Below are 25,279 nucleotides of genomic sequence, written 5' to 3'. Positions count from 1 at the left end.
TCCTTCAACCGGAAACTGGACGCGCAATTCCCGGGTTAGGCCTGGAAATAATCGATCGCCCGCTTGAGGTTTTCGGCCATGCCCGCCAGCGATTCCGAGCTTCCGGAAAGCTCCTCGGCGCCGGATGCGTTTGTCTGCGTGAGCTCGTTTATGCTGGATACCGATTTCACGATCTCCCCCACGGCGATCCGCTGCTCGTCGGTCGCGGTGCGAATCTCGCCCGTGCGCTTCATCATCTCGCCCGCGTCCCTGTTCACCGACTCGTTCACGGCGAGCTGTTCCTGCATGGACGAGGAAAGGGCGCGCAGGGCCTCGCCCATTCCCGTGACGTCGCCTATAATGCCGCGGATGAGCGCGCTTGTGGAATTCACGTTCTCCTGCCCCTTCCCGATCTCCTCGTTGTTGCTGCGGATGTAGCGGTCGATCTCCTTGATGCTCGTCGCGGTGCTGTCGGCGAGCTTGGAAATCTCGTCGGCGACGACCGCGAACCCGCGCCCGGCCTCGCCGGCGCGCGCCGCCTCGATCGCCGCGTTGAGCGAGAGCAGGTTAATCTGCGCCGAGATGTCGTTGATCATGTCGACGATCGAGGTCATCTCCTGCGAGCTTGCCGTTATGCGCGACATGTTTTCGGTCATCTGGCCCAGCGCCTCTTCGCCCGATTTCGCCCTGGCGGCGACCTGGACGGCGGTTTCGCCGGCCTCCCTGAGCTTGTTGCCCGTATCCGTGATCCCGTGCGAAAGCTGGCCCAGGGCCACCATGAAGCCGCCCAGCTTCTGGGACTCGTCCCTGGTGTTGGCGGCGATGTGCTCCATGCCTGCGGATACCTCCTCGATGGTCGCGTTCACCTCCTCGGTGGTGGCCGACTGGTTCTGCGCGCCGTCCGAGAACATGTTTGCCGCGCCGGCCATCTCCTCGGCGGCGGTCGCAATCTCTCCCGCGACGTCGCGGATGCGCACGACTACGGTGCGGATGTCCCCGGTCATCTTGCCCACCCATTGCGAGATGAGGCCGAGCTCGTTGCCCGCGGAGAGTATCTCGTCGGGGAGCTTTGCCGTGAGGTCGCCCGAGGCGACCGTGCCGCAGTACGAGACCACCGCCTGCGCGGTGTGCGAAATCGTGCGTACCATCACCAGGACCATGACGGTGATAAGCGCGGTAAAAGAGATGCCGAGCACAAGGTATATGATCAGGGAAACGCGCGAGGTGCGGTCGGTGGAATCATCGAGCTCTTTCGCATCTCCCATATTGCGCGCAACGAGCTCGCCGAACAGCTTGATGATGGCGTCCGCGCTCCCCAGCGAACGCAGGCGGCTTTCCCGCGTGACCTTCCCCGTCTCCTTCTTCTCCTTCGCGAGGACATCGTAGCGCGCCTGGTAGTCCGCTATCTTCGCCCGGAGTTCTCCGAGCAGGGCGCGATCCTCCGCGTCGATCCCCACGTGGATCCTTTCGAATTCTTCAAGGTACTCCGCGATCCCGCGCTTCTGGACGTCGATGTCACGGTAATACCTATCGAGGAAATCGCCGTCCACGATACGAATATAATTCGTCCGCATCTCCCGAAAGCTTCCTTCCGCGCGAAACATCGCAATGGTTGGAAGGTAACGGTCCGTGTAGAGCTCGTCCTGGGCCGCGGCCATGCGCGTGAAGGCAACGAACCCCACAATGGATAAGAGCACCACGCTCGTGAATGAAATTACCGCGAGCAGAATGAAGGTGTGCGTCAGTTTGAGCTTTTTCATGGTCGGGCTCCCTGTACGAGTGAACATGCTTTTTTCAAGGAGAGGCATGCAAGGCCGATCATTTAATGTACGCGGTGAAAACGACGAAGTCAAGACTTTAGGGACGGGCGCCGGGGGGGTGGGAGAGAGGCGCTTTCCGCCGTGAAGCGGTATCGGCGGCAGCGGCCGCATTCGGGCGGCGGAATAAATCAGGCGCGGTCGAAAGCGGGAAGCCCCGGCTTCAAAGCGCTTCCTCCAGGTCCTTCCGGGTAAGCGGCTTGACGAGATACCGGTGGGGATTGATCTTCGCGGCCCGCTCCCTGATCGCGGCGTTATCGTAGCCGGTCGCGAAGATGATCCGCACGGCGCGCTTCTCCAGTATCGCCGCCGCGGCGTCTATCCCGTCCACGTCGTCCATGAGATTTATGTCCATGAGCACGGCGTCGGGTGAGGTCTTTTCGGCCGCGGCGATTGCGCCCCTGCCGGTCGCGACGACACCCGCCACCTCGTGCCCCAGTTCGCGCAGGTAATGCTCGAACAGGAGCGCGTTCACGACCTCGTCTTCCACGATGAGAACCTTCATCTACACCCTGCACTGTCCCGGGTTGTCGGGAAACGTGATCGTGTAGGAAAGCCCGCGGCCGCTGCGCCAGTCGACGGTGCCGCCCAGTTGCTGTTCGGCGATCTGGAAAATAAGACGGACGCCCAGCGTGTTCGACTGCCGGATGTCGGTGCCGTCGGGGATGCCCGCGCCGTCGTCCGCGTAGCCTATGACGAGCATGTCACCGTTACGCGCAAGCGAGATCGCGATCTCGCCCTTCCCGCCGCCGGGGAACGCGTGCTTGAAGGAATTCGAAAGGAGCTCGTTCAGGATCAGCCCGCAGGGAACCGCGCAGTCGATCGAGACCACCGCGTCGACAAGGTCGAAGCGGAGGGAAATATTCCCGACCGGGCCGCCCGCCCCGTTGCGCACGTAGTCCGCGAGGCTGCGTATGTAGCCGGCGAATCCGATCCGGGAGAGGTCGTGGGACTGATACAGCTTCTGGTGCACGAGCGCCATCGACATGACACGGCGCTCGGTGTCGCCTAACGCTGAAACGATCACCGGGTTTTTCGATTCCTCCGCCTGCAGGCGCAGGAGGCCGCAGATTACCTGCATGTTGTTCTTCGTCCGGTGATAGAGCTCCCTTAAAAGGATCTCCTTCTGGGAAAGCGAATCCTGGAGCCGCTCCTCGGCCTCCTTGAGGGCGGTGATGTCCGTGTTGATGCCGATAAATCCCGGCCTGTCCGGTTCCCCCGTGCCGGTCCTGCGCGCGATGCCGTACACCCAGGTGGACTTTCCCTCAGGGGTGAGAAAGCGATACTCGCTCCCCCACGTCCCGCCCGTGGTGACCATGGCCTCCCAGTCGCGGCGCACGGAGGCGCGGTCATCGGGGTGCAGTCCGTTTACCCATCCGTCCCCCATCGCCTCGTTCTGGGAGAGGCCCGTCATTTCGCACCAGCGGGGGTTCACGTACAGGCAGCGGCCGCTCCGGTCGGAGAGGTAAATCCCCACGGGGGCAAGGGTGGCCAGCAGGCGGAAGCGCTCCTCGCTTTCCTGTAAATTCCGGTAATTGTGTTCCAGCTCCTCCTGGGTGCGCATGTACTCCTCGTTGGTCGCCTCAAGTTCCTCGTTCGTGGCGGTAAGCTCCTCGTTGGCGGTTTCAAGGTCGGTGTGCGCGATCGCCAGGGATTCCTGTGCTTTTTTGTGGTTTTCGATTTCCGCCGCGAGGTCGCGGTTGGCTTTCAGGATACGCTTCGTGAAGATGACGCCCGTCCGATGGATCAGGAACGCGCCCAGGATTACGAGAAGGATCGAGAGTGCGCCGGAGAGAGCCCCCATCCAAATGAAGGGACGGCGTACTTCCTCGATATCGATCTTGGCGACGATGCCGAGGCTGTGTACCTTTACTGGCTCGTAGGCGGCGAGCACCGTCATGCCGCGGTAATCCAGGCCGATCAGGGTTCCGCCCTTCTTTTGCGACAGGGCGCGCCGCATGGGCTCGCCGTAGCGCGACTCCCAGGGCACCTTCGAGGGCTCCCGGAAATCGAGGTGCCGGTGGCTCAGGAGATATTCTATATTGTCCCCCGATCTGCGCCCCAGGGTGAACTCGCCCGATTCGCCGAATCCGGTGAAGCTTGTTTGTACGCGGTTCAGGTGCTCAATGAGGTGATCGAGCGTAATCGTATTCGGAGCGTTGTAATCGCCAGGGGCTTTTTGTTCCGCGAACGATTCGACTATGCGAGCCCAGCTTTTCGCCGTTTCAAGGAGACGCGCCTTCTGCGCCCCCAGGGAAACGCGGTAGAGCGACACGAACGTGAATGCGCTCACGAGCGCGAGCGATGCGGCCAGCGCGGCGGTGAGGAGAACGATCCTGACGCGTATTCCTTTTTCCATGATGAAATTAATGATTCAGACCGCCGGAGCGATGTCAACGGAAATACGCGTTATGCGGCTTGCCCCGGTCGCGGAAAATGCTTACTTTTTCACCCGGGACGTTGCGCATCACAAGGCGGCGGTCATGAACAAAAAGCATGAAACAGATCCGGTACAAATAAGCCGCACGGGGCGGGCGATGTCAATCGTCCTCAACCGCCCGCGCGCGATCAACAGTCTCACTTACAAAATGATACTCTCGCTTACAGCCGCCCTGGAGGACGCGCGCGCCGACGACTCCGTGCGTATGGTCGTGCTGTCGGGGCGCGGGGAAAAAGGATTCTGCGCGGGGGGCGATATCAAGGAGCTCTACGCCGCGATCGGCGCGGGAAGGCCGGACGAAGCGCTGGAATTCTTCCGCGCGGAGTACGCGCTCGACCTCATGATCCACGAGTACGACAAGCCGGTCGTCGTGATCGCGGACGGGATCACGATGGGGGGCGGGCTGGGACTCGCCGCGGGCGCGGATATCGTCATCGCGACGGAGCGCACCCTCATGGCCATGCCCGAGACCCGGATCGGGTTCTTCCCGGACGTGGGGGCCACCGGCTGGCTCCACGAGAAATGCCCCCCGGGGTATCCCGAATTCCTGGGCCTCACCGGCTACGAGCTTCACGGCGCCCAGTGCGTGCGCCTGGGCATGGCGCACCTCCTCGTCGATTCGAAGCGCGTGCCCGGGATCGTGGAGACCATCGCGGAGGCGGATCGAGCGGGAGACGAGGGGCGCGCCTCCGCCGCGCGGCATATCGCCCGGGCCCTGGAGGAGTATCGGACCCCCGAAATCGCCGCGGATCCGGAGATGGACGACTGGGTGCGCGCATACTTTCACGAAAAGGGGTCACTGCTCGAGATGATTGCGGGGCTGCGTACCTGCGCCGCGCAACGCGGGCTCTGCGAGGCCGTGTTCCGGCGCCTGGCGGAGCGCTCTCCCACGGCGCTCGCGCTCACGAGGACGCTGCTCGCGCATAACGCGGGGAGGCCGCTCGCCCGGGTGTTCGCCTCCGAGCTCGAGGCCGCGCGCTTCATCATAGGCCACCCGGATTACCGGGAGGGGGTGCGGGCGCGCATCATCGATCGCGACGACGCCCCCGCCTGGCGGCCGGCGGCGCTGGAGGACGCGCGCATCGAGGGCCTGGAGCTGTGAACCGCGCGCGATTCCTCGATGGGGACCGGTACGATTGACTTTTCAGCATTACAGCATATATTTAAATACAACGGGTCGGGGGTACACGATGAACACTGAGAATTTTCTTTTCTGCGGCGACGGCGAATGTGCGTTTTTCAGGGAGTACGATTCCATCTTTGACGCGTTCGCGAGGGAGCTGGAGCTGTCGTCGTCCAGGCTGTTCTTCACGTTCAGGCAATTCGGGTGCTGACGGCCGCCCATGTGCGGAGGATCGGTGATGAGGCGGGTGCCGAAAAAATATATGGTCGCGTGCAGGGACGCAGCTAATGGAAAAACGATCATGGAGGACGAGTTCGAGGCGATCAGCAGGAAGGAAGCCGAGACCAGGGGACTCCTGAACTGTATAAGGATGGGCGGTTCGAAGGACAGCATTGAGGTCGAAGTGAAATAGCGGGACGCCGTCCGGCGGATGAGACGGCGGAATGTAGAGACGCACGGGCCGCGCGTCTCTACATTCCCCGGCGGGAGAAGGAGACGGAGAAATGATCGAAGAACTTGCGCAAAGGAAGTGCGCGCCCTGCGATGCGGGGACCCCGCCCATGAACGCGAAGGAAATAGAATTGCTTGTGGGGCAGGTGGGGGAATGGAAGGTCGTCGACAATCACCATCTTGCAAGGGACTTCAAGTTCAGGAACTTCAGGGAGGCGCTCGATTTCGTGAACCGGATAGGCGCCGTCGCGGAGGCCGAGGGGCATCACCCGGACATCATGCTCTCGTGGGGAAAGGTGTCCGTGACGCTGCTGACACACAAGATCCACGGATTGAGCGAAAACGATTTCATACTCGCCGCGAAAATCGACGCCCTTCTTGCGCCCGTGCGTTGAATACGGGCAGGGGCCGATGCGCGGATTTCTATTTGTAGAAACGTACCGCAGTTTCACGCGGTCGTTATGCGGCATGCGCGCGGGCGGTTCGGCGGGAAACCGCGTTCAGGCGCTTCTTCTCTCCCAGGTATGCGAGCGCGATGAAGGCTGCGTTCGTCGCGAGTACCATGCCGGTGCGCAGTGACTGATGATCCCGGATCCCCGCGGGCTCGCTCCCGAACATCATTCCGGTGAGGCTGCCTGTCATGAGGACCAGCGTGAGGATGGAATAGATATCCCTGTAGCGCACAAGCATCCACCCTCCCACGAGCATGAGTATCTCGGCCGCGTACGAGACGTACGGGTAATTCCAGAGCCCCAGTCCCACGGGGACGCTGCCGAAAAAAATGCTCAGGTCGGGGGTGTGCACGATGAAATCGATGATCCAGTGGGAAAGAACGCACAGGAAGATCACTGCCGCCCAGGAACGCCTCCGCGCCGCCGCGCAGACCCCGAACGCCGCGGCGGAGAGCAGCACGGCGCCGGAAAGCGAGTGTGACCAGGGAAGCACGAGCTCGTTCCTGAAAAAGGGGTTCGGGTCGGCACGGTATGCCGCCTTTTCGATCCCCGCGAACACCAGCAGGAAGGCGGCCAGGTCCATGAGCTGGACCGCGGTGAAAAGCGCCCACACCGGGATATGGGCGAACCGGCTCTTTACGGCATAGGCGAGTCCATAGTGACCGATAAACATGAAGGCCTCCCGATGTATGCGGCGTGTACTTCGTTATCCGATTCCGCGCGAAACGCGCATGTGCTCAGGCCAGGTAGTCCTCGCGGGGCGGTGAGAATACCTCGATCGCGACCGAGTCCTCCAGGATCTCGGCGCCGTGCTCAACGCCGGAGGGTATGCACCAGCTGTCGCCCGGGCGCGTCTCGAAGGATTCCTTCCCTATTGTAAGCATTATCAGACCCGACACGAGGAAGCCCGTCTGCTCGTGGGGGTGACTGTGAAAGGGAAGGAGATTCCCTTTCTCGAGGATGAAGCTTGTCATGTGCGTCTTCTCGCCGCTCACCGTGGTCTTCATCCTGATTCCCTTCGCCGCGGTCTTGTATCCGTCCCCCTCTTCCCGGTTGAACATTGCGATCCTCCCCTTGCTTTCAGCCGGACCAAAGCATACCGGCGCTTCCGCGTTTGTCAATCACATCCGTTTCGGGCGCGTGCCCCTATTTTTTCAAACCGTTCAGCGCAAAATCCATGAATAGTTGCACTACCTCTGCGGCGCTGTAAGCCTTGCCCTGTATGAGCGCGGCGGAATACTCGGCCATTCCCATGAGCGTGTAGGCCGCTTCCCTGCAATCGAGGTCCGGCGGGACGCCGCCTTCCTTTTTCAAGACTTCGAGGTCGCGGGCGATGGGCGCTACTATCTGGTCGAGCACCGAATGAAATTTTTCCCTGAAAAAACGGTCGTCGCTCACCGAGGCGTACCTCAACTGGTTCATCATATCGATCCACCGGGGATACGAATCGAAAAACGCCTCCGCGCGCTTCCGCATGCGTTTTCTAATGTCCCGCTCGCGCCTGATTTCCTGCCAAACGTTACTGTACAGATCATGAAAGACGGAATCGGCGCATTCGAGGAACAATTCGGTTTTATCCCTGAAATAGCGGTAAAACGTTCCCTTGCCGATGCGCGCGTCGTTCACGATATCGTCGATGCTGGTTTCGCTCAGGCCCTTTTTAATAAAAAGCGCGATTGCCGCGGCCACGATCACATCCCTCTTGCCGCTGGAGGTGATCACCGCATTTTCCGGCATCTCCTCGTGCGCGGGCATTCGGCCGAGCTCTTCACGAATATGCGCGATCGATTTCCCGTCCTCTTTCCGCAATTTTTTAATACGTCCGAGCCTTTCCAGGTGGGCGTCGTGAAAAAACGCGACGGTCTTGCCGGTCTTGATCGCCGGGGCAAGCAGTCCTTCCCTGATATAGAACCGGATGGTCGGGATGGGGACCGAAGAAATCCGCGAAAGCTCCGATATCTTATAGTACCGCGTGGATTTCACGATCGTCTCCGGGTAGGATCGGAAGGAACGGACCGCGGCGGACTTATGCCGTTGAGAATCAATGAAAGGCTGCGGTCGATCCATTGCTCGATCGCCGCGTCGTCCTTGCCCTCGAGATAATAGATGCCGTATTCGACCGCACCCATCAGCATATGCGCAAAAATATTCATATCCAGCGTACGAAACAAGCCCCGGTCGACGCCCTCGTTCAGGTCGCTGATCAGGGGCGTCACGAGATTGGAAATGATCTTTTTAAGCGCCGAGCGGTTTTTTGCGGGGGCGGCGCCCAGAAGCCCGCGCGCGATATTGAGCATGTCGATCATATGCCGGTATTTCCTGATGAACCGTACCGCCCTCATGCGAAATTTTTCTATGATGTCGTGAACGTCATGCAGCTCGCTGAATTCCCGGTCGATATCATAAAACACCATGTCGGCGCATTTAATGAATAGATCGGATTTTCCCTTGAAATGCAGATAAAAGGTCCCCTTGCTGATCTTCGCCCCTTCCACGATATCGTTCAGGCTGGTATTACCGTACCCCCGCGACCTGAACAGTGCGATGGCGGCCTTCATGATGTCGCCGGCCCTGTCGAACGAGTCTGAATCGGCAACGCGCGCTGCGTCTTCCCGGGTGGAAGACGCCAATTTTTCCTGAATTGCCTTTATCGAGAGCCCTGATGAATCGCGCATTTTACCGATGTCGCGAAGCCTTTTCACGTGTATTTTTCCATAAAATGCCCTGGTTCTTCCCCTGCGCTCGGGGGGCGGCAGCAACCGCTCTCTAAGATAGAACCTGATGGTTGAGGCGGGCGTTCCGGACACGCGCTCCAGCTCGGATATGGTCATCTGTTCTTTTTCTTTCATGTCATGATTCCCGGCAATGCACGGATGAATCGCCCGTCCACAAAATGCACCCCCCTTCCCCGGAATGCAAGTATATCTGCACCTGCCCGGGATTTTGAAACGATTCAACCATTTTTTACAGCCGGGTTGTTGTGTAACTACCCAGTTGTCTGCCAAATATATGTACATAAAATAATAAATGCCGGGAATACCCCCGGCCGCCCCTATGGCAGGGTATTCAATACTTTTAATTATTTTCAGGAAAGTGAATTTTTTTGTTTGACACTATTAAACGATACCATTAAGTGCTATATTGTAAATGAATATAGCAATACGAAACGGTATCGTCAAGCATAATTAAGTTATTTATTCAAGCGAGGCAATGCGATGAGCAAGGGAAAACTGGCAATTATCGGAATCGGGGAGGTCCCCACGCGCACCATGCCCGAGCGCACACGGTGGGACATTCTCTATGAGGTATGCATGCAGGCCGTAAAGGACTCGGGTCTTCATAAAAACGATATCGAAGGAACGGTCATCGTCTCCCCGCAGGCCCAGGAGCGCCTTACCGGCGAGCTTTCGTTCGGAAAGCTGCCGGAGGAGCTTGGCCTCAAGGGGGTTCGGGACAGCGTGGTCATCAACGCGGGCGGGGCGTCCACGTCAAATTGCCTGAGGATGGCGGAACAGTGGATAGAGAGCGGCATCGCGCGCGCGGTGCTCATTCCCCACGTTACGGTGCATTCGACCATACCGCTACCGGATGTGGTGAATTTCTTCGCCCGCGCGGGGGTCGACCTGCAGTGGGAATATCCTTACGGCTCCACCTATAACATCATCATGGGCATGATGGCGAACAGATTCATGCGCGATCACGGTTGTACGGAGGAAGAGATGGCTTCGGTCGTGACCGCTCTGCGGAGCTGGGCGTCGAGGGATCCCAACTCGATCTTCTACGGTAAAGAGGTGCCCTCGGTCGAGAAGGTGATGGCTTCGGATCTTCTTAACACGCCGCTTCATAAAAGGGAAAGCAATATCACCGCCGACGGCGGGTGCGCCATGGTGGTCGTTTCGGCCGAGGACGCGAAAAAAATGAAACGGCCCGCGGCCTACAAGCTCGGCGAATCGGTGCGGTACTTTAGCGGCAGCCCGGTAATGCGCGATTTCGACAAGGTCGCCGAAGGGTTCAAGGTCACCGCGAAGGAGGCGATGGCGCAGGCCGGCATCAAAAAGGAAGAGGTGAGCATCTGGAACTGCTACCTTGCGTATCCCCTGGGACACCCGATCATGGCAGAGGCTCTTGAAGTAGCGCCGAAGGGCCAGGCCGGGAAGTATTTTCTCCAGGGGCGCATGTCATTCGGCGGGGACATCCCCTGGTCGACGATAGGCGATGCGCCGGGGCGGGGCCATACGGGCTCCGGGGTGAGCGCGGCAACATACGTGGAAACGGCCCGCCAGCTTATGGGCAAGGCTGGAGAGCGACAGGTCAAGAATTGCACATACGTGTATCAGAACACGGCGGGCGGGTCCGGGTTCAATAACATAGCCAGCATATGGGGGAGGGAATAGCCATGAATTTCGATATGACAAAACCGCTGCCGGAGGTGCAGCCCTGGTCGGCAAGATTCTGGGAAGGGACCAGGCAGGGGAAACTGCTTATCCAGACCTGCAAAGCCTGTAACGCGATAATATTTTATCCCCGTAAAGCGTGTCCCGAATGCTGGTCGGACAAACTGGACTGGATCGAGGCGAGCGGAAAGGGGACCGTGTACACCTTTTCCACGGCGTACAGCATGGTCGAGCCGCGCTTCATGGATGAGCTCCCGTACACGATCGCGTATGTGGACCTGGACGAAGGGATTCGGATGATGACGCGTATCATCGGGTGCGATCCGAAAGAAATTAAGATTGGCATGAAGGTCGAGGTCACCTTCTTCCAGCGCGAAGACTTCCATCTTCCTTATTTCAAGCCGGCGAAGGGCTGAGGGGATGAATATGGAAACCTATAGCACGATCCGTTATGAGATTAAGGGCGCGGTCTGCCATATCATCCTGAACCGGGAAGACAAGAGGAATGCCATCAACCGCGAGATGGCGCAGGAGCTCCTGCACGCGTTTCGTCGCGTGAGGGACGAGAGCGCGGTCGGTGTCGTGGTTCTCGCCGGAGCGGGGAAGTCCTTCTGCACGGGAGGAGACCTCTCGGTCTTCCCCTCGCTCGCGGAGCACCAGAACTCGCTCAACTGGCTCGCCCATGAAGGGTACGATATCAACAAGGCGATCGAGCAGTGCGAGAAGCTGGTGGTCGCGAAGATCAGGGGCTACTGCCTGGCGGGGGGACTTGAGCTCGCGCTCATGTGCGATCTCATCTACGCCTGCGAGTCGGCGAAATTCGGTACCACGGAAATCAACATGGGCATCCTCCCCGGCTGGGGCGGCACCGTGCGGATCGCCCGTTCCATGCCGGGGTTCCGCACGCGTGAGGTCATCTATAGCGGCCGCAAAGACTATCCGGCCCGTGAAATGTACGAGATGGGGTTCCTCACCCGCGTGTTCGGCGACGATTCGTTCGAACGGGAGTTCGAATCGGTTATCGCAAGCTTTGCCGCGAAGAAACCGATAGCCTTGCGCATGGGGAAGGAGGTCATGGCGAAATCACTGGAATGCGGCAGTATCGACGCCGCCCTCGCCCTTGAGCGAAACGCGATCCAGTGGCTCGTCTACGCGCCGGACATCCAGGCGGTCATGGATGGCTTCAGGAAAAAGCCCGAGGACCTGGTTAAAGCGCAAAAGGACGCGAATGTCGCGACAGATGTAAAGGCCCCCCAAACCCCCCAGGCCCCCCAAGCCCCCCAGAGGGGGGTTTAGTCGCGACGGTGATATGTCTGGTAAGTCCCCCTCCGGGGGATTTAGGGGGCGGGCAAACAATGCAGGAGGAACAATCATGGATTTCGGATTAACGGAAGAGCAACTCATAATTAAGGACACCTTCAAGGCTTTTTGCGACAAGGAGCTCTCGTGGGAGTATGTCAAGTGGATGGACGAGAATGTGGATTTCCCTCCCGACGAGCTCTGGCAGAAGTTCGTCGACATAGGCCTGTTCGGCGGCGCGGTCCCGGAGGAATACGGGGGACAGGGCCTTGGCCAGATTGAAACCATGCTCGCGTTCGAGCAGATTTGCAAAAAATCCATGTCGGTCGCGCTGGCGGTGGGCGTCACGAGCGGTTTCGGTGTCCGTTTTATCGGCGAGCTCGGAACGAAAGAGCAGAAGGAGAAATACCTCCCTCTTATCGCGCAGGGAAAATACAAGACCTGCATGGCCCTCACGGAGCCCGGGGGAGGCACCGACATCCTGGGGGCGCTTTCGACGACCGCGGAAGAGAAGAGCGATCGCTTTGTGATTAACGGACAGAAGGTGTTCATCACGGGCGCCCACGTGGCCGATGGGCTCGTGACGATATGCAAAACGGAGAAGGACGCGAAGAAAACCGGATCGTGGTCGACGTTCATAGTGCCGGGCGGGTCGAAGGGAATTACGATCAACAAGATCGGCAAGATAAGCTGCCATCACTGCGAATCGGTGGAGATATTCTTCGACAATGTCGAGGTGCCCAGGGAAAACATGCTGGGTACGCGCGGTAACGCATTCTACGAGATCATGACGGTGCTGAATCCGGAACGGATCGGCGTGGCCATGATGGGCGTAGGCATAATCGCGGCGATCTACGAAGCCTCGATGCGGTATGTGCAGGAGCGCACCGCGTTCGGCGGTCCCATCAGCCGCTTCCAGATTCTCCAGAACTATCTCGCCGATATGTTCATCAACCTGGAAAATTCCAGGAACCTTACCTACAAATCGGCCTGGCTCTGCGATAACAGGAAACCGTACCACCTTGAGGCGACCATGGCCAAGCTCGTCGCCGCGGAAGGGGCGCGCCACGCGGGCACGTACGGCTCCGAGATATTCGGGGGTTACGGCATATGCAATGAGTACCCCGTGTCGATGTTCCTGCGCGACGCCTACCAGATACAGTTCTCGCCCATATCAAACGAGATGAGCCGCAACATGCTCATGCAGTTCCAGGGACTGCCGAAATCCTGGGCATAGCAAAAAAGGAGGAAAGGCATGTATACGCTTGGTGATCTTCCCAGAAACGGGGCACTGTATTTTCCGGATTCTGCAGCAGTCGTATATGAAGGGACACGGCTCACCTACAGGGAATTCAATAACAGGGTCAACCGCTGTGCGAATGCCCTGATCAGGCTTGGCTACAAGAAGGGTGACCGGCTGTGCGTCATGGCCGACAATTGTGCAAAATATCTCGAGGTGTATTTCGGCGCGGCGAAGATCGGGATGTCGGTGACTCCTATTAACGTCCGGCTTGGAGACCAGGAGCTGGTGTATATCGCCAACCATTGCGAGGCGATCCTTTTTATAGTGGGCGACGAGTACGAGGAGCGTGCCGGTAAAATGAAGGGGGAGCTCGGCCGGATAAAGCAGTGGATCACCCTGGATAATCCCGTGGAGGACTTTCTTGATTATGAAGAAGTTCTCAAAAAATCCTCCGACGCAGAACCCGATCCCGATCTGTACAACGTCCAGGAAGACGATCTGGCGGTGCTCATGTACACGGGCGGAACGACCGGGCTTCCCAAGGGGGTCATGCTGAGCCACAGAAGCTGCATGTTGGCGGGGATCACCGCGGCGGTCGGCATGGAGTTTACCAGGAAGGACTCGACCTGTTATGTGCTTCCGATCTTTCACGTGTCATGGTGGCCGATACTCGCGATATTTTTCGTATACGGCAAGGTGTGCATAAACAGGAAGCCCAACCTCGACAAGATTTTCCAGCTCATCCAGGACGAGAAATGCACGCATATGAACCTGGTCCCCACGATCTACGGATGGATGGTGGATTACCCGAACGTCGACAAGTATGACCTTTCCAGCCTCAGGGTGTGCTCCTACGCGGGGAGCCCGTTCCCTACCGAGGTGCTTAAAAAGTGCATAAAGAAATTCGGGAACAAGTTCTGCCAGGGCTACGGCGCGACGGAGACGGCGGGCGCCGCCATCGCGATGCTGGCGCCGGAGGACCATCATCTTGAAGGTCCCCAATCGAAATACCTGGTGAGCGCCGGAAAGGCGTCGCCCTGTTCCCGGGTAAAGATCGTCGACCCGGACGATAAAACCGTCCCTCCGGGGGAACGGGGAGAGATCTGCGCGAAGGGCAAACATATCATGATGGGATACTGGAAGAACCCGGACGCGAACGCCTCCGCGCTTGTGGACGGATGGTATCACACCGGCGACATCGGTTACATGGACGGGGACGGCTACCTCTACATGACGGATCGGAAGGCGGACATGATCATCTCAGGCGGGGAGAACGTGTACCCGGCCGAGGTGGAAAACGTGATCTATCAGCACCCGGCGGTGTTTGAGTGTTCGGTCGTATCGGCCCCCGATCCGAAGTGGGGCGAGATCGTTCAGGCGGTTGTGGTTCTCAAACCAGGAGCGAAGGCTACGGAGGAGGAGATCATGGAACACTGCAAGAAAACGCTCGCGGGGTACAAGTGCCCCAAGGCGGTCGCTTTCTGGGAATCGATTCCCAAGACGATCATCGGGAAGATCATCAAGAAAGATATCAAGGCGAAGTTCTGGGAAGGACGGGAAAGGACGATCAGTTAGACGGATACATACTAACGTAAAAACAGGAGGTCGCACACTATGAGTTTTAGCAAGCTTTTCGAGCCCATTCAAATCGGGAGTATGGAAGTGAAAAACCGTATCGCCATGGCTCCCATGAACATGGGATATACCGATCCCCTGGGATATCCCGGGGACCAGGTGCTCGCCCATTACGCAATGCGCGCGCGGGGCGGTTTCGGTCTCCTCATCACCGAGGCCGTCATCATCAATCCCCATGCCTGGTACGGCGGCGATGCGATGAATGTGTCGCAGTTGACCGACTACCGTTTCTATCGATTCTGGAGCAAGGTGGTAGAGACGGTGCACACATATGACAAGTGCAAGATATGCATCCAGTTGAGTCCGGGATGGGGAAGACAGGGGCATCCGCCTGTAACCAGTCCTCATGTGTATCCGGCCGCGCCCTCTGCGATTCCCCTGCATATAGATCTTAGAAATCTTATGAGCAACAAGGGATGGGAGACCCAGCTTAAGAAAAGGATCGATACTTCGTTCGCGGGCGGCATCGATTTCACCGAATTGATAAAGATGCCCGATGAAATGTATTTTTCGGACGATGTTCAATTGAACCTGAAAAAGATGGTCATGGGGGTTTCGGAAGAGCTGTACCATATCATCTGGCGGGAGGCGCCGCGCGAGATAACCGTCGAAGAGATTGTGGAAATGGAGGACCGCATGGCGGCGCAGGCCGAAGCGGCCTTTCAGCTCGGATTCGACGCGGTGGAGCTTCACAGCCCCCACGGCTACCTGATTCACCAGTTCCTGTCTCCCATGATGAACAAGCGCGTGGACGACTACGGCGGAAGCGTCGAAAACAGGGCGCGGATCCTGACCAATATGATCAAAAAAATCCGTAAGAGGGTCGGCAATGACAAACCGGTATTGTGCCGGCTCAGCGGCGCCGATCTCCAGCCCGGCGGCGCGACCCATGAGGAGATGTGTCAGATTGCCGCACTGTGTAAGGACGCCGGCGTGAACGCGATCAATATATCACAAGGGAGCTATCAGACCTCCGGCAGCACGTTCGCGTATAACGGAGAGGGCGATTTTTCGAAATGGGCGAAGGGATTCAAGGAGGCGACGGGACTCCCGACGATCGCACCGAACTTCGTGACGCCCCATGCGGCGCTCAAGGCGATCACGGAGGATTCGGTGGATATCATATCGCTCGGGCGGCAGTCGATCGCCGATCCCTTCTGGCCGGTTAAAGTGAAAGAAAACAGGGTCAAGGACATCGTCAAATGCACGCGGTGCCAGCAGTGCTACGCGCACTTCATTTTCAACAAGTGGCTCCACTGCGCGGTGAATCCCACGGCGGGCAGGGAGCGGTTTTTCCCTGATCTGTGGATGAAGGGTTCAAAGCTCGAGTCGAGAATTGCCAAGTTCAAGGAGAAGGCGGAGGATCTTCCGCAGATTTAAATCTTTATAAGGAGAAACTACCATGACAGACAATTATTTCAAGATAGACCCGGAATGTCACCTTATCGGCGACATAGGACCGGTTAATCATTTTCCCGGCGTGCAGATGTGGTGGCGGGCCATTGACAACATAAAACGCCCGTTGTTGACCGGCACGACTCCTTCATTACTCGGGAAGGCTGCCGCCGGTATGGAAGAATGGGAAATGCAGAGGAGCGCTGCGCCGGAGACTATTCTCAAGGCCATGGACAAGTACGGCGTCGACATCGCCTGCCTGCTCCCGGAATCAATGATGGACACCACCGGGTACACAAGCCGGTGGTGCACCAACGGCGACATGGCGAAGATAGTTGAATCGAATCCGGATCGGTTCATGTATCAGCCCAATATTTCTCCGATCAAGCAGCGGGGAGTTAAAAATGCGATCTGGGAGCTGGAGTACTGGGTGAAAGAAAAGGGCGCGAAAATCTTCAAGTACTATTCGCCCGAGGACACTTATATGAACGACCCGGAGCTGTGGCCTTTTTACGAGAAGGCGCAGGAGCTTGGCATCGTTCTCGACTTACACACCGGCATGGTATGGGTGCCGCCGGGGAAAAGCAAGTACTGCCATCCGGATCAACTCGACGACGTGGCACGGGATTTCCCCGATTTGAAGATCAACGCGTTTCATATGGGATATCCTTACGCAGACGTGCTCAATATGGTCGCGCTGGGTCACCCGAACGTGTATATCTGCATGAGCCTGCTGGTACCCTGGGCGCTCACCGCTCCCCGCAAATTCGCGCGTCTTCTTGGAGAGGCGATGCGTTTCGTGGGATCCGATAAAATAACGTGGGGTACCGACTTTGCCGGCTTCGGCGTCCAGATGATGGCTGCGGTAAAGGGCCTGCGTGAATTCCAGATTTCTGAGGACATGCAGGAAGAATATGGATATCAGCCGATCACGGATGAGGACAGGGCGAAGATGTTCGGCGGAAATCTTGGACGGCTCATGGGGATCGATACGACGAAGCGGCGGATCAAATGAAACTGACCGCCATTAAGGGCAACAATGTGAATCTGCAATCCGGATCGAACGAGCTGTTTTCCAATCCCGATCCCGATACGGCGAGGGAGTTTTTCAGAAGCAAATCCCGCGCCATGGTGAACAAGGTAACCACGGCCCGCGAAGCGGTGAAAACGCTTCTCAACGACGGGGACTATCTCGCTATCGGCGGATTCGGCGCGAACAGAATTCCCACGGCGATACTGCACGAGATATGCCGGCAGGGGAAAAAGAACCTGGCGTTCGCGGGGCATACGTCCACCCACGATATGCAGATACTCGTCGCGGGCGGATGCATCGACAGGCTCGACGCGGCCTACATCATAGGGCTCGAGGCACGTGGCCTTTCGCCTAACGCTCGCAGGGCGGTGGAAAGCGGAAGCATAAAACTTACCGAATGGACCAATGCGACGCTGTCATGGCGGATCAAGGCCGCGGCCATGGGACTCTCGTACGTCCCCGCGCGCAACCTCATGGGAACCGACACGTTCAGGTACAGCGCCTCGAAGGAAGTGCTCTGTCCCTTTACCGGTAAAAAGCTCGTTGCGCACCCGGCCCTGTATCCCGATCTCGCCGCGATTCATGTTCATGAATGCGATATCTACGGCAACGCGAGGGTGTTCGGCGCTTCAGTATCGGACCAGGACCTTGCCAGGGCGTCAAAGCGTGTGATTCTCACCGCTGAACGGATCATTCATAATGATGAGATCAGGAGGAAACCGCACGAGACGTTCATACCATTCTGGTGCGTGGACGCGGTCGTCGAGGTGCCTTACGGGAGCTATCCGGGCAATATGCCCTACGAGTATTTCTCCGATGAAGAATATCTCAAACAATGGCTCACGATCGAAAAGGATCCCGATGGATTCAGGAAGTTCTTTAATGAACAGATCATGGAAACAACTGATTTTAATGGATACCTCGGTTTGAACGGAGGCATTGATAAAATGCTGAAGCTGCGGGCGATCGAGCATATGATAGATAAAGCATAGGAAAGAGATGATGGCAGATTACAATCCAATGGAACTCATGATATGCGTCGCGGCACGGAACCTGGAGGACGGCGCGACTGTTGTTGTGGGCACCGGCGCTCCCTGCGCAGCGGCCATGCTGGCGCAGAAGACGCACTCGCCGAACCTCACCATAATGTTCGAGGCGGGCGGCGTGGCGCCGATATTACCCGCCATGCCGATATCCGTCGGCGATTCACGGACCTTCCACAAGGCGATCCTTGCCAGTTCCATGCCGGATATCATGGAAACCTGTCAGCGGGGCATGGTGGACTACACCTTCCTGGGCGGGGCGCAGATAGACATGTACGGAAATATCAACTCCACGATGATAGGAAGCGACCACGCGAAGCCCAGGGTGCGTTTCCCGGGATCGGGCGGGGCGAACGACCTGGCCTCCCTCTGCTGGCGCACCATGATGATGACGCCGCAGGACAACAAGCGCTTCACCGAAAAACTGGACTTCATCACTTCACCGGGATATCTCACCGGCGGCACGTCCCGCTACGACGCGGGCCTCCCCGTGGGGACGGGGCCGTACAGGATCATTACCAACATGGCCATCATGGGTTTCGATGAAGAGAGCAAGCGGATGAAGGTGCTTTCGATCAACCCAGGGTATGCAAGAAAAGACATCCAGGATAATTGCGGGTTTGAGCTTTTGTGGGATGACGCGATCACGAATACGGAGCCGCCAAGTTCCCAGGAACTTCGCCTGTTGCGTGATGAGGTCGATCCTCACCGGTACATAATCGGACGTTGAATTCCCGAGGGGAGATTCTACATGCGGAAACTGATCAAGCGCGTGTGGAACACATAATTGAAACGCTGAAAATGGAAATGAACGATCCGATCCGATACAATGAAAAGTAAAAGCGACATCAACGGCTCAGATACGTTAAAAGGCAAAACAGCCCTGGTCACCGGCGCTTCACGGGGCCTGGGGCGGGAGATCGCCCTGTCCCTCGGGAGGGCAGGGGCGCGCGTGATCGTAACCGACCTGTTGCTTGAGGATGAACAGCGGGATCCCGCGGAGCTGGACGCGTACAGTCCCCTCGCCGGACATTTCGCCAGGAATAAAGTCGTTAAAACCAGGGAAACCGCGCGCGAGATTTGTGAAATGGATACGACGGCCATTGCCAGGAAACTGGATGTAACGAATATAGCGGAAATCGAAGCCGTGGCTGCGGAGGCTGAGCGTGATTTCGGCGGGGTCGATATACTGGTCAGCAATGCGGCGCTCATGGACAATTTCGGCGACCTGGAGGAACAGACGATCGAGCGATGGGAACGGGACCTGCGCGTCAATCTGACGGGAGCCTTCAATTGCACGAAAGCGGTGTGGCCAATGATGAAGCGGAAGGGATGGGGCAGAGTCATTTATATCTCATCAATCGCCGGTCTTATGGGCGCGTGGAGGCAGCCCTCCTATGGCGCGACCAAGGCGGGCCTCATAGGGCTTGCGAAATCCCTTGCCATCGAGGGGGGAAGATTGGGTATAACGGTGAACGCGATCTGCCCGGGCTTCATCGAAACGGAGGCGGTGAAACTGCAGGCTCCGGAAATATCGGAACGGATCAAAAAGGGAACACCCCTGCATAGATTCGGCAGACCCGATGAGATCGGGAAGCTGGCCGTTTTTCTCGCGTCGGACGCTTCATCATTTATGACCGGTGCGGCCATTCCGGTGACCGGGGGGCTGGATTTGCTGAAATTCTGACTGCGAAATAGAGGAAAACATTATGACCCCGTATGAAGAAAAGCTGAAGCGTATAAGGTCCGCGATAGCCCTGGAACCGGTGGATAAGGTTCCGTTCGTTACCTGCGGCACCGCGATCAATGCGAAAATTGAAGGAGTAAAGCTTTCCAATTATATCACGGACATGGAGTTGAACTGTTCCACAAATATTAATGCCCAGGAAAAGATCGGCGGCGTCGACGCGGTTCAGCAGATGGTTTTCGATCCGAGGCTGCTGCCCATCCTGTGGTTTACCAGGGTTAAAGTGCCGGGTATCGATCTTTCGGATGACGAGTTGTGGCAAATGGACGAGAAGGAGCTTGTGAAACAGGAGGATTACGATTTCATCATTAAAAAAGGCTTCGGCCGCTGGTTGTTCGCGTTCATTACGAAAAGACTCGGGAATCCGTCGCGCCTGGTGCTTCCGTATTTAAGATCCATACGTAAGGCGCGCGCCCGGTTCATTGAAGCCGGGTATCCCTGCATCGCCGGTCCGGTTTTTTCAAGCCCGTTCGAGATGTTCTGCGGCGGCCGCTCCTTGGAGACGTTCTTTGCCGAGGACCTGATGGAAATACCGGACAAATTGGAAAGGGTTTTTCGGATTGCCCATAGATTTAATAAAATATTCTATCGCCTTCAATTGAAAATTCTCCATCCCTTTGGCGCATGGATCGGGGGTTGGCGGGGGACCCCGGGGTTGATAAACAGGCAGATGTTCGAGCGCTTTTCGTGGAGCTATATGAGGGACCTCGCGGAATTTCTCATCGAGAAGAACGTGGTACCGATCTTCCATCTGGATTCGAACTGGGAGGCAGGGCTGCACTATTTCCGGGAACTGCCGAGGGGGAAATGCATCATGGCCCTGGACGGCAGTACCAACATTTTAAAGGCGAAAGCGATCGTGGGGGACACGATGTGCATCATGGGGGACGTCCCGGCCGGGATGCTGGCATTCGGCACGCCGGAGCAGGTATACGAATATTGCACACGACTGATCAGAGAGATAGGGCCGAAGGGTTTCATACTTTCCTCCGGATGCGATATTCCATTCAATGCTAAGCTGGAAAACATCAGGATGATGGGGAAAGCCTGCCGGGATGCCGCCGGTTGAAAATATTGTACTCCTATTTAGGTGAATGCGATGAAGAGGGTAAGAGGCATGAGCGATTATTATCATGGAAAACTGGCCGTGGGTCGCGACTCGATGGTTGTCACAATTCCCTGCATAGAGTAACGTATATCGGAGGTCAAATGAATACCGGACTCTGTCGCGTTGATGTGCACCATCATTTCATTCCCGGCGAATATCTCACGGAACTGAAAAGAGCCGGAATAACGGAGTCTTTGGGCAGATCGTTTCCTGAATGGTCGGTTGAAAAATCTCTCGCGGTTATGGATGCGAATGGAATACAAACGGCCATCACTTCCATCTCCAGCCCGGGTGTGTACTTTGGCGATTCGAAGTTCGCTAAAAAGCTGGCGCGCTTGTCAAATGAAGCGTCGGCAAAAATGATTTCCAACCATCCCCTGCGCTTCGGTGCATTCGCTTCCCTTCCCCTACCGGATATCGCGTTCTCGCTGGAAGAGATATCGCATGCATTGGATATACTCCATCTTGACGGGATAGCGGTTCTGTCCAATCATGAAGGAGCCTATATTGGAGATAATCATTACACTGAAGTGTACGCTGAGCTCAATAAAAGAAATGCCGTCGTGTATGTTCATCCCACCGAGCCCTTATCCGGAAATCCGCTTGGGAAAGAAATCCCCTCTTTTCTTATGGAGGTTGCCTTCGAAACGGCACGCGTTATTTTCAATCTTCTCTACAAAGGCGTGCTCGAAAAGTATCCCAATATTCGCTGGATATTCGCACATGCCGGCGGTGCATTGCCCTATCTTACATGGCGTATTTCCCTTGGGCAATTCGTATTACCTGATGCCGGAGAAGCTGTACCTCGTGGTGTCCACTATTATCTGAAACGGCTTTATTACGATACCGGGCTGTCGGCAAATCCGTATGTATTCAGGACCTTGCGAGAGCTGGTCGAACCGGAACAGATTCTTTTCGGAACGGATTATCCATTCGCACCGGAGATTTTAACCGCCGAGACGGTAAAAGGGCTTCACTCGTATGATGGGTTTTCAGAAAGGGATTTGAAGCACATTGAATATGAAAATGCTCATAATCTTTTTCCAAGACTAAAACAGCCATGTAAATGAATGCTGCATAAATTTCACGACGCCGCATACTGGGAATGGTCGGTTGGATATTTTACCGTGCACTTTCCACATAGGAGGAGCAATGACAACTACAAGAAAATGGGTCCTCGTAACCGGGGCGGCTTCGGGTATCGGCAAAGCGATCACTGAACTTCTCGCGGGCAGCGGGTGGGGGGTGTACGCCACGGATATCGATGAAAGGGGATTGTCCCAATTTAAAAAAGCCGGAAATATCAGGACGATAAAGATCGACACTACAAAGGACAAGGACGTGGCCGACGCGGTCAAATATGTGCAAAAACAGAAAACAGGCCTGTGGGCGCTCGTCAACAATGCCGGCGTATTCTTCCCCGGTCCTCTCATGGATTTTCCCCAGGAACGGTTCGAGCGCCAATTCGATGTTAACTTGTTCGGGACCCAGCGTCTGACCAGGCTGTTCTTCCCTCTGCTCCTTGAATCCAGGGGAAGAATTATTAATATGTCGAGCGCCGCCGGCTTTCTGGCCGCGCCGTTTTCGGGCGCCTATGCCGCCAGCAAGCACGCCATCGAGGGATGGTCCGACTCGTTGCGCCGGGAATTACGGGCGCCCGGCATCGAGGTCATTATAATCGAACCCGGGCTCATTAAAACCCCTCTCTGGGGAAAGGACCATGATGAAAGAATTGCGCAGTTTAAAGGGTCGATTTTTTACGAAGCAAATAGAAAGAAGCTGGAACATGAAATCAGCATGGCCAGTCAAAAGGGGATCGAGCCCCTGGCGGTTGCGAAGGCAGTCCTTGAGTCGCTCAACGCCGCCAAACCGAAAGCGAGATATCTAGTTACTGAAAATCAAATTCAATACAAGCTCATTAAATTAATAAAACTGCTGTCGGATGGCACGCTTGACAATATCATTCATAAAAAATTGGGATGAGGCGTTCTGCAATTGTGATGCCGGGAGGTATTTTCAATGGAATTGAAGCGCGCAGGAGGAAATCCATGAAACTCTACTTTCTATCAACGGCCTTTGCATCAGTTCCCAAAGGGCTCTTCGTTTCGGGCGCCCCGTGGAAGTCGGTATGCTTTCCGATCCTCAGCTTTCTCATCGAGAAAGACGGCGAGTTGATCCTCTTCGATACGGGCATGGGCGGGAGGATCAACGATGAAATGAAACCGCTTAAGTATCGTCATAACTGGTTCTTTAACAAATTCGTGATGAAGACGGAGTTCGACCCCGGCCGGGATCCCGTCGTGAAACAACTGCCGCGTCTCGGTCTTGATCCGAATTCGGTACGGCATATCATTCTATCCCACCTTCACTGGGACCATGCCGGTGGAATCCATGATTTTCCCAATGCCGAGATCATTGTCGGCAAAAAGGAATGGGAGGCGGCCACTGCAAAGAATTCTCACCGTCATGCCTATATCCGGGAACAATATGAGCGTATCGACCCATCGAGACTGCGTCTCATCTCAACGGTTTCAGGGAAGAAATGCCTTACGTTCCCCGATTCCTGTGATGTCTTCGGTGACGGCGGCTTTGTCATGATTGATCTGCCGGGCCATACCGAGGGCCTCATGGGGCTCCTGCTCACCATGCCGTCCGGAAGAAGGTTTCTGCTGGGAGGCGACTCGTTCTATTTCCCGGAAAATCTTGAATCGAAGTCTCCAAAATCGAAGCTGATGAAAAAACTGGTGCATGAGCAGGACGAGGCGGACCGAACGATCGAGAAACTGTACGACCTGATGATGAAGGAACAGTCGCTTGAGATGGTGGGATGCCACGATCACCGGATCCCGGGGAGATTCAATCTCGCTCCTGAATATTATGATTAGGTACTCAATGGTATAAGGAGATTCCTTTATGTCAGCCGATCGATTCTCGAATACCAATCAGCCACACGCGTGACAGGGAGGACGAAATGAAGTACTCGGAAGATGAAGACAATTTGAACCGGCGCGCATTAATCAAAATTGCGGCATTTGCACTAATGGCTGCCGGCATTGTCTCCATGTCTGCGTCGTGCGGGAAAATCCAGGATATGTACATTGAACATGCGTTGCGGACCAGACGGGATTCAGGAATGCTGCGCGATTCGGGCGCGTTGCGTGTTGTTCTGTGCGGCACCGGTTCTCCACAAGCGAATGCCAAGAGCAGTCAGCCCTGCACCCTGGTCATCGCGGGCGGCGAGGTGTTTTTATTCGATGCGGGCGAGAACGCGACGCGTGCGATTGAAAAGAGCGGGGTTCCCGTTTCGGCGATCTCGCGGGCATTCATCACGCACTGGCATTCCGACCATTTTTCGGGGCTCGACGGGGTGATAAACAACAGTTGGATCAACGGAAGAAGGGAGCCCTTTATCGTCTATGGACCGGAGGGCGCGGATGATGTCGTACGCGGCTTCGCCCTGGCTTACCGGCTGGATGCGCGGTACCGGAATGCCCATTTCGTCGAGCATCCCGAGCTCGCGTTCGCGGCCGCGAAAACCGTGACGGTACCGGCGGGAGAGGACGGGGCGACTGTCTATGAAAGCGGGGGGATCCGCATCGAGACATATCGCGTGGATCATCACCCCGTAGAAAATGCCGTCGGCTACGTCCTGACATACCGGGGCCGGAAAGTATTCATAAGCGGTGATACGAAGGTCAGCCCCCTGTATTTCCGGGCCATGAAGGACGCGGACCTTGTAGTCCATGAAGCGGTCAACACGGGGATTGTGAAAAAGGCCGCCAGGTGCATGCGCACCCTGAACATGAATGCAGAGGCCGACCAGGCGGAGCGTATCCTGGAATATCATGCCGACACCCTGGAGCTGGCCGCGCTTGCCGAGCGCGCCGAAGTGAAACACCTCATCCTTACGCACCTCATTCCGGAGCCTGATAGTTTTCTGGCAAGAAGGATGTTTATTCAGGGGATGGGCGATATCTATCATGGAAAACTCACGATCGGGCATGATTCCATGATTATCGATTTGCCGTTGCCCTGACCTTTCCCGAAGGAGATTAATGATCGCCTTTTTTCATCCGCGCACCCGCTGCGGCCCTGTCTCTGGCACCCGCTCGATGAGGCCG

The 25,279-nt window shown here is 56.7% G+C and carries 24 protein-coding genes; 17 read left to right on the top strand and 7 right to left on the bottom strand.

What is annotated here, in order from left to right:
• Positions 1 to 35: 35 nt before the first annotated feature.
• Genes EPN93_14185 through EPN93_14175 form a run of 3 tightly spaced genes read right to left on the bottom strand, consistent with a single transcriptional unit; the run spans position 36 to position 4,155 of the window.
• On the bottom strand, positions 36 to 1,910 hold the full coding sequence (locus tag EPN93_14185; GenBank protein ID TAL33178.1) for a methyl-accepting chemotaxis protein: 1,875 nt from the start codon (positions 1,908 to 1,910) through the stop codon (positions 36 to 38).
• Between the two features lie 49 nt (positions 1,911 to 1,959).
• Complete coding sequence (locus EPN93_14180; GenBank protein TAL33177.1) at positions 1,960 to 2,301, bottom strand: response regulator; 342 nt, start codon at positions 2,299 to 2,301, stop codon at positions 1,960 to 1,962.
• Positions 2,302 to 4,155, bottom strand: a complete 1,854-nt coding sequence (locus EPN93_14175) for a PAS domain S-box protein (GenBank protein TAL33176.1) — start codon at positions 4,153 to 4,155, stop codon at positions 2,302 to 2,304.
• Here EPN93_14175 and EPN93_14170 point away from each other — a divergent pair.
• Positions 4,154 to 5,338, top strand: a complete 1,185-nt coding sequence (locus EPN93_14170) for an enoyl-CoA hydratase/isomerase family protein (protein TAL33175.1) — start codon at positions 4,154 to 4,156, stop codon at positions 5,336 to 5,338. The genes EPN93_14175 and EPN93_14170 overlap by 2 nt on opposite strands.
• A 527-nt stretch (positions 5,339 to 5,865) precedes the next feature.
• Positions 5,866 to 6,204 carry a 4a-hydroxytetrahydrobiopterin dehydratase gene (locus EPN93_14165; protein ID TAL33280.1) on the top strand — a complete coding sequence of 113 codons (339 nt, stop codon included), beginning with the start codon at positions 5,866 to 5,868 and terminating at the stop codon, positions 6,202 to 6,204.
• A 64-nt stretch (positions 6,205 to 6,268) separates the two neighbouring features.
• Here the strand turns inward: EPN93_14165 and EPN93_14160 are convergent, their stop codons facing one another.
• The 4 genes from EPN93_14160 to EPN93_14145 form a co-directional block, all read right to left on the bottom strand.
• On the bottom strand, positions 6,269 to 6,934 hold the full coding sequence (locus tag EPN93_14160) for a hypothetical protein (protein TAL33174.1): 666 nt from the start codon (positions 6,932 to 6,934) through the stop codon (positions 6,269 to 6,271).
• A gap of 64 nt (positions 6,935 to 6,998) precedes the next feature.
• Positions 6,999 to 7,322: a cupin domain-containing protein gene (locus EPN93_14155; protein TAL33173.1), complete on the bottom strand. Its 324-nt coding sequence runs from the start codon at positions 7,320 to 7,322 to the stop codon at positions 6,999 to 7,001.
• 85 nt (positions 7,323 to 7,407) lie between these two features.
• Complete coding sequence (locus EPN93_14150; protein TAL33172.1) at positions 7,408 to 8,328, bottom strand: MerR family transcriptional regulator; 921 nt, start codon at positions 8,326 to 8,328, stop codon at positions 7,408 to 7,410.
• Positions 8,241 to 9,278 carry a MerR family transcriptional regulator gene (locus tag EPN93_14145; protein TAL33171.1) on the bottom strand — a complete coding sequence of 346 codons (1,038 nt, stop codon included), beginning with the start codon at positions 9,276 to 9,278 and terminating at the stop codon, positions 8,241 to 8,243. The genes EPN93_14150 and EPN93_14145 overlap by 88 nt, the downstream gene beginning before the upstream one ends.
• Positions 9,279 to 9,476: 198 nt before the next feature.
• On the opposite strand from EPN93_14145, the gene EPN93_14140 reads away from it, so the two are divergent.
• The 15 genes from EPN93_14140 (at position 9,477) to EPN93_14070 (ending at position 25,194) form a co-directional block, all read left to right on the top strand.
• On the top strand, positions 9,477 to 10,655 hold the full coding sequence (locus EPN93_14140) for a thiolase family protein (protein TAL33170.1): 1,179 nt from the start codon (positions 9,477 to 9,479) through the stop codon (positions 10,653 to 10,655).
• 2 nt (positions 10,656 to 10,657) lie between these two features.
• Entirely contained in the window at positions 10,658 to 11,071 is a 414-nt protein-coding gene (locus EPN93_14135; protein ID TAL33169.1) for a Zn-ribbon domain-containing OB-fold protein, read from the top strand.
• Between the two features lie 4 nt (positions 11,072 to 11,075).
• Entirely contained in the window at positions 11,076 to 11,951 is an 876-nt protein-coding gene (locus EPN93_14130) for an enoyl-CoA hydratase/isomerase family protein (GenBank protein ID TAL33168.1), read from the top strand.
• A 13-nt stretch (positions 11,952 to 11,964) separates the two neighbouring features.
• Positions 11,965 to 13,191, top strand: a complete 1,227-nt coding sequence (locus EPN93_14125) for an acyl-CoA dehydrogenase (GenBank protein ID TAL33167.1) — start codon at positions 11,965 to 11,967, stop codon at positions 13,189 to 13,191.
• 18 nt (positions 13,192 to 13,209) lie between these two features.
• A complete protein-coding gene (locus EPN93_14120) occupies positions 13,210 to 14,772 on the top strand; it encodes a long-chain-fatty-acid--CoA ligase (GenBank protein TAL33166.1) in 1,563 nt (520 codons plus the stop codon).
• A gap of 39 nt (positions 14,773 to 14,811) precedes the next feature.
• Positions 14,812 to 16,212 carry an NADH:flavin oxidoreductase gene (locus EPN93_14115; protein TAL33165.1) on the top strand — a complete coding sequence of 467 codons (1,401 nt, stop codon included), beginning with the start codon at positions 14,812 to 14,814 and terminating at the stop codon, positions 16,210 to 16,212.
• 22 nt (positions 16,213 to 16,234) lie between these two features.
• Positions 16,235 to 17,242, top strand: coding sequence for an amidohydrolase (locus tag EPN93_14110; GenBank protein ID TAL33164.1), 1,008 nt, complete (start codon positions 16,235 to 16,237; stop codon positions 17,240 to 17,242).
• Positions 17,239 to 18,252, top strand: a complete 1,014-nt coding sequence (locus tag EPN93_14105) for a CoA transferase subunit A (GenBank protein ID TAL33163.1) — start codon at positions 17,239 to 17,241, stop codon at positions 18,250 to 18,252. The genes EPN93_14110 and EPN93_14105 overlap by 4 nt, the downstream gene beginning before the upstream one ends.
• A gap of 10 nt (positions 18,253 to 18,262) precedes the next feature.
• Positions 18,263 to 19,033, top strand: a complete 771-nt coding sequence (locus EPN93_14100; GenBank protein ID TAL33162.1) for a 3-oxoacid CoA-transferase — start codon at positions 18,263 to 18,265, stop codon at positions 19,031 to 19,033.
• Positions 19,034 to 19,132: 99 nt separating this feature from the next.
• Positions 19,133 to 19,990 carry an SDR family oxidoreductase gene (locus EPN93_14095; GenBank protein TAL33161.1) on the top strand — a complete coding sequence of 286 codons (858 nt, stop codon included), beginning with the start codon at positions 19,133 to 19,135 and terminating at the stop codon, positions 19,988 to 19,990.
• A gap of 22 nt (positions 19,991 to 20,012) precedes the next feature.
• On the top strand, positions 20,013 to 21,119 hold the full coding sequence (locus EPN93_14090; protein ID TAL33160.1) for a uroporphyrinogen-III decarboxylase: 1,107 nt from the start codon (positions 20,013 to 20,015) through the stop codon (positions 21,117 to 21,119).
• Between the two features lie 140 nt (positions 21,120 to 21,259).
• Positions 21,260 to 22,228, top strand: coding sequence for an amidohydrolase (locus EPN93_14085; protein ID TAL33159.1), 969 nt, complete (start codon positions 21,260 to 21,262; stop codon positions 22,226 to 22,228).
• A gap of 82 nt (positions 22,229 to 22,310) precedes the next feature.
• The gene (locus tag EPN93_14080) at positions 22,311 to 23,141 is read left to right on the top strand and encodes an SDR family oxidoreductase (protein ID TAL33158.1); all 831 of its coding nucleotides are present in this window, start codon (positions 22,311 to 22,313) and stop codon (positions 23,139 to 23,141) included.
• Positions 23,138 to 24,043 carry an MBL fold metallo-hydrolase gene (locus EPN93_14075; protein TAL33157.1) on the top strand — a complete coding sequence of 302 codons (906 nt, stop codon included), beginning with the start codon at positions 23,138 to 23,140 and terminating at the stop codon, positions 24,041 to 24,043. Before EPN93_14080 ends, EPN93_14075 begins: the two co-directional genes overlap by 4 nt.
• 86 nt (positions 24,044 to 24,129) lie before the next feature.
• Entirely contained in the window at positions 24,130 to 25,194 is a 1,065-nt protein-coding gene (locus EPN93_14070) for an MBL fold metallo-hydrolase (GenBank protein TAL33156.1), read from the top strand.
• The last annotated feature ends 85 nt before the right edge of the window (positions 25,195 to 25,279 follow it).

This window comes from Spirochaetota bacterium, assembly GCA_004297825.1.
Classification (GTDB): Bacteria; Spirochaetota; UBA4802; order UBA4802; family UBA5368; genus FW300-bin19.
Note: the sequence above shows the minus strand (reverse complement) of the source record. Positions and strands in the feature narration are given on the sequence as shown.

What these genes read in the sequence shown, in the direction of transcription:
- EPN93_14185 (TAL33178.1), bottom strand. Translation starts at nt 1,910, where the DNA reads ATGCGGCCGCTGCCGCCGATACCGCTTCACGGCGGAAAGCGCCTCTCT.
- EPN93_14180 (TAL33177.1), bottom strand. Translation starts at nt 2,301, where the DNA reads ATGAAGGTTCTCATCGTGGAAGACGAGGTCGTGAACGCGCTCCTGTTC.
- EPN93_14170 (TAL33175.1), top strand. Translation starts at nt 4,154, where the DNA reads ATGATGAAATTAATGATTCAGACCGCCGGAGCGATGTCAACGGAAATA.
- EPN93_14175 (TAL33176.1), bottom strand. Translation starts at nt 4,155, where the DNA reads ATGGAAAAAGGAATACGCGTCAGGATCGTTCTCCTCACCGCCGCGCTG.
- EPN93_14160 (TAL33174.1), bottom strand. Translation starts at nt 6,934, where the DNA reads ATGTTTATCGGTCACTATGGACTCGCCTATGCCGTAAAGAGCCGGTTC.
- EPN93_14155 (TAL33173.1), bottom strand. Translation starts at nt 7,322, where the DNA reads ATGTTCAACCGGGAAGAGGGGGACGGATACAAGACCGCGGCGAAGGGA.
- EPN93_14150 (TAL33172.1), bottom strand. Translation starts at nt 8,328, where the DNA reads ATGGATCGACCGCAGCCTTTCATTGATTCTCAACGGCATAAGTCCGCC.
- EPN93_14145 (TAL33171.1), bottom strand. Translation starts at nt 9,278, where the DNA reads ATGTACATATATTTGGCAGACAACTGGGTAGTTACACAACAACCCGGC.
- EPN93_14140 (TAL33170.1), top strand. Translation starts at nt 9,477, where the DNA reads ATGAGCAAGGGAAAACTGGCAATTATCGGAATCGGGGAGGTCCCCACG.
- EPN93_14135 (TAL33169.1), top strand. Translation starts at nt 10,658, where the DNA reads ATGAATTTCGATATGACAAAACCGCTGCCGGAGGTGCAGCCCTGGTCG.
- EPN93_14130 (TAL33168.1), top strand. Translation starts at nt 11,076, where the DNA reads ATGAATATGGAAACCTATAGCACGATCCGTTATGAGATTAAGGGCGCG.
- EPN93_14125 (TAL33167.1), top strand. Translation starts at nt 11,965, where the DNA reads ATGTCTGGTAAGTCCCCCTCCGGGGGATTTAGGGGGCGGGCAAACAAT.
- EPN93_14120 (TAL33166.1), top strand. Translation starts at nt 13,210, where the DNA reads ATGTATACGCTTGGTGATCTTCCCAGAAACGGGGCACTGTATTTTCCG.
- EPN93_14115 (TAL33165.1), top strand. Translation starts at nt 14,812, where the DNA reads ATGAGTTTTAGCAAGCTTTTCGAGCCCATTCAAATCGGGAGTATGGAA.
- EPN93_14110 (TAL33164.1), top strand. Translation starts at nt 16,235, where the DNA reads ATGACAGACAATTATTTCAAGATAGACCCGGAATGTCACCTTATCGGC.
- EPN93_14105 (TAL33163.1), top strand. Translation starts at nt 17,239, where the DNA reads ATGAAACTGACCGCCATTAAGGGCAACAATGTGAATCTGCAATCCGGA.
- EPN93_14100 (TAL33162.1), top strand. Translation starts at nt 18,263, where the DNA reads ATGGCAGATTACAATCCAATGGAACTCATGATATGCGTCGCGGCACGG.
- EPN93_14095 (TAL33161.1), top strand. Translation starts at nt 19,133, where the DNA reads ATGAAAAGTAAAAGCGACATCAACGGCTCAGATACGTTAAAAGGCAAA.
- EPN93_14090 (TAL33160.1), top strand. Translation starts at nt 20,013, where the DNA reads ATGACCCCGTATGAAGAAAAGCTGAAGCGTATAAGGTCCGCGATAGCC.
- EPN93_14085 (TAL33159.1), top strand. Translation starts at nt 21,260, where the DNA reads ATGAATACCGGACTCTGTCGCGTTGATGTGCACCATCATTTCATTCCC.
- EPN93_14080 (TAL33158.1), top strand. Translation starts at nt 22,311, where the DNA reads ATGACAACTACAAGAAAATGGGTCCTCGTAACCGGGGCGGCTTCGGGT.
- EPN93_14075 (TAL33157.1), top strand. Translation starts at nt 23,138, where the DNA reads ATGAGGCGTTCTGCAATTGTGATGCCGGGAGGTATTTTCAATGGAATT.
- EPN93_14070 (TAL33156.1), top strand. Translation starts at nt 24,130, where the DNA reads ATGAAGTACTCGGAAGATGAAGACAATTTGAACCGGCGCGCATTAATC.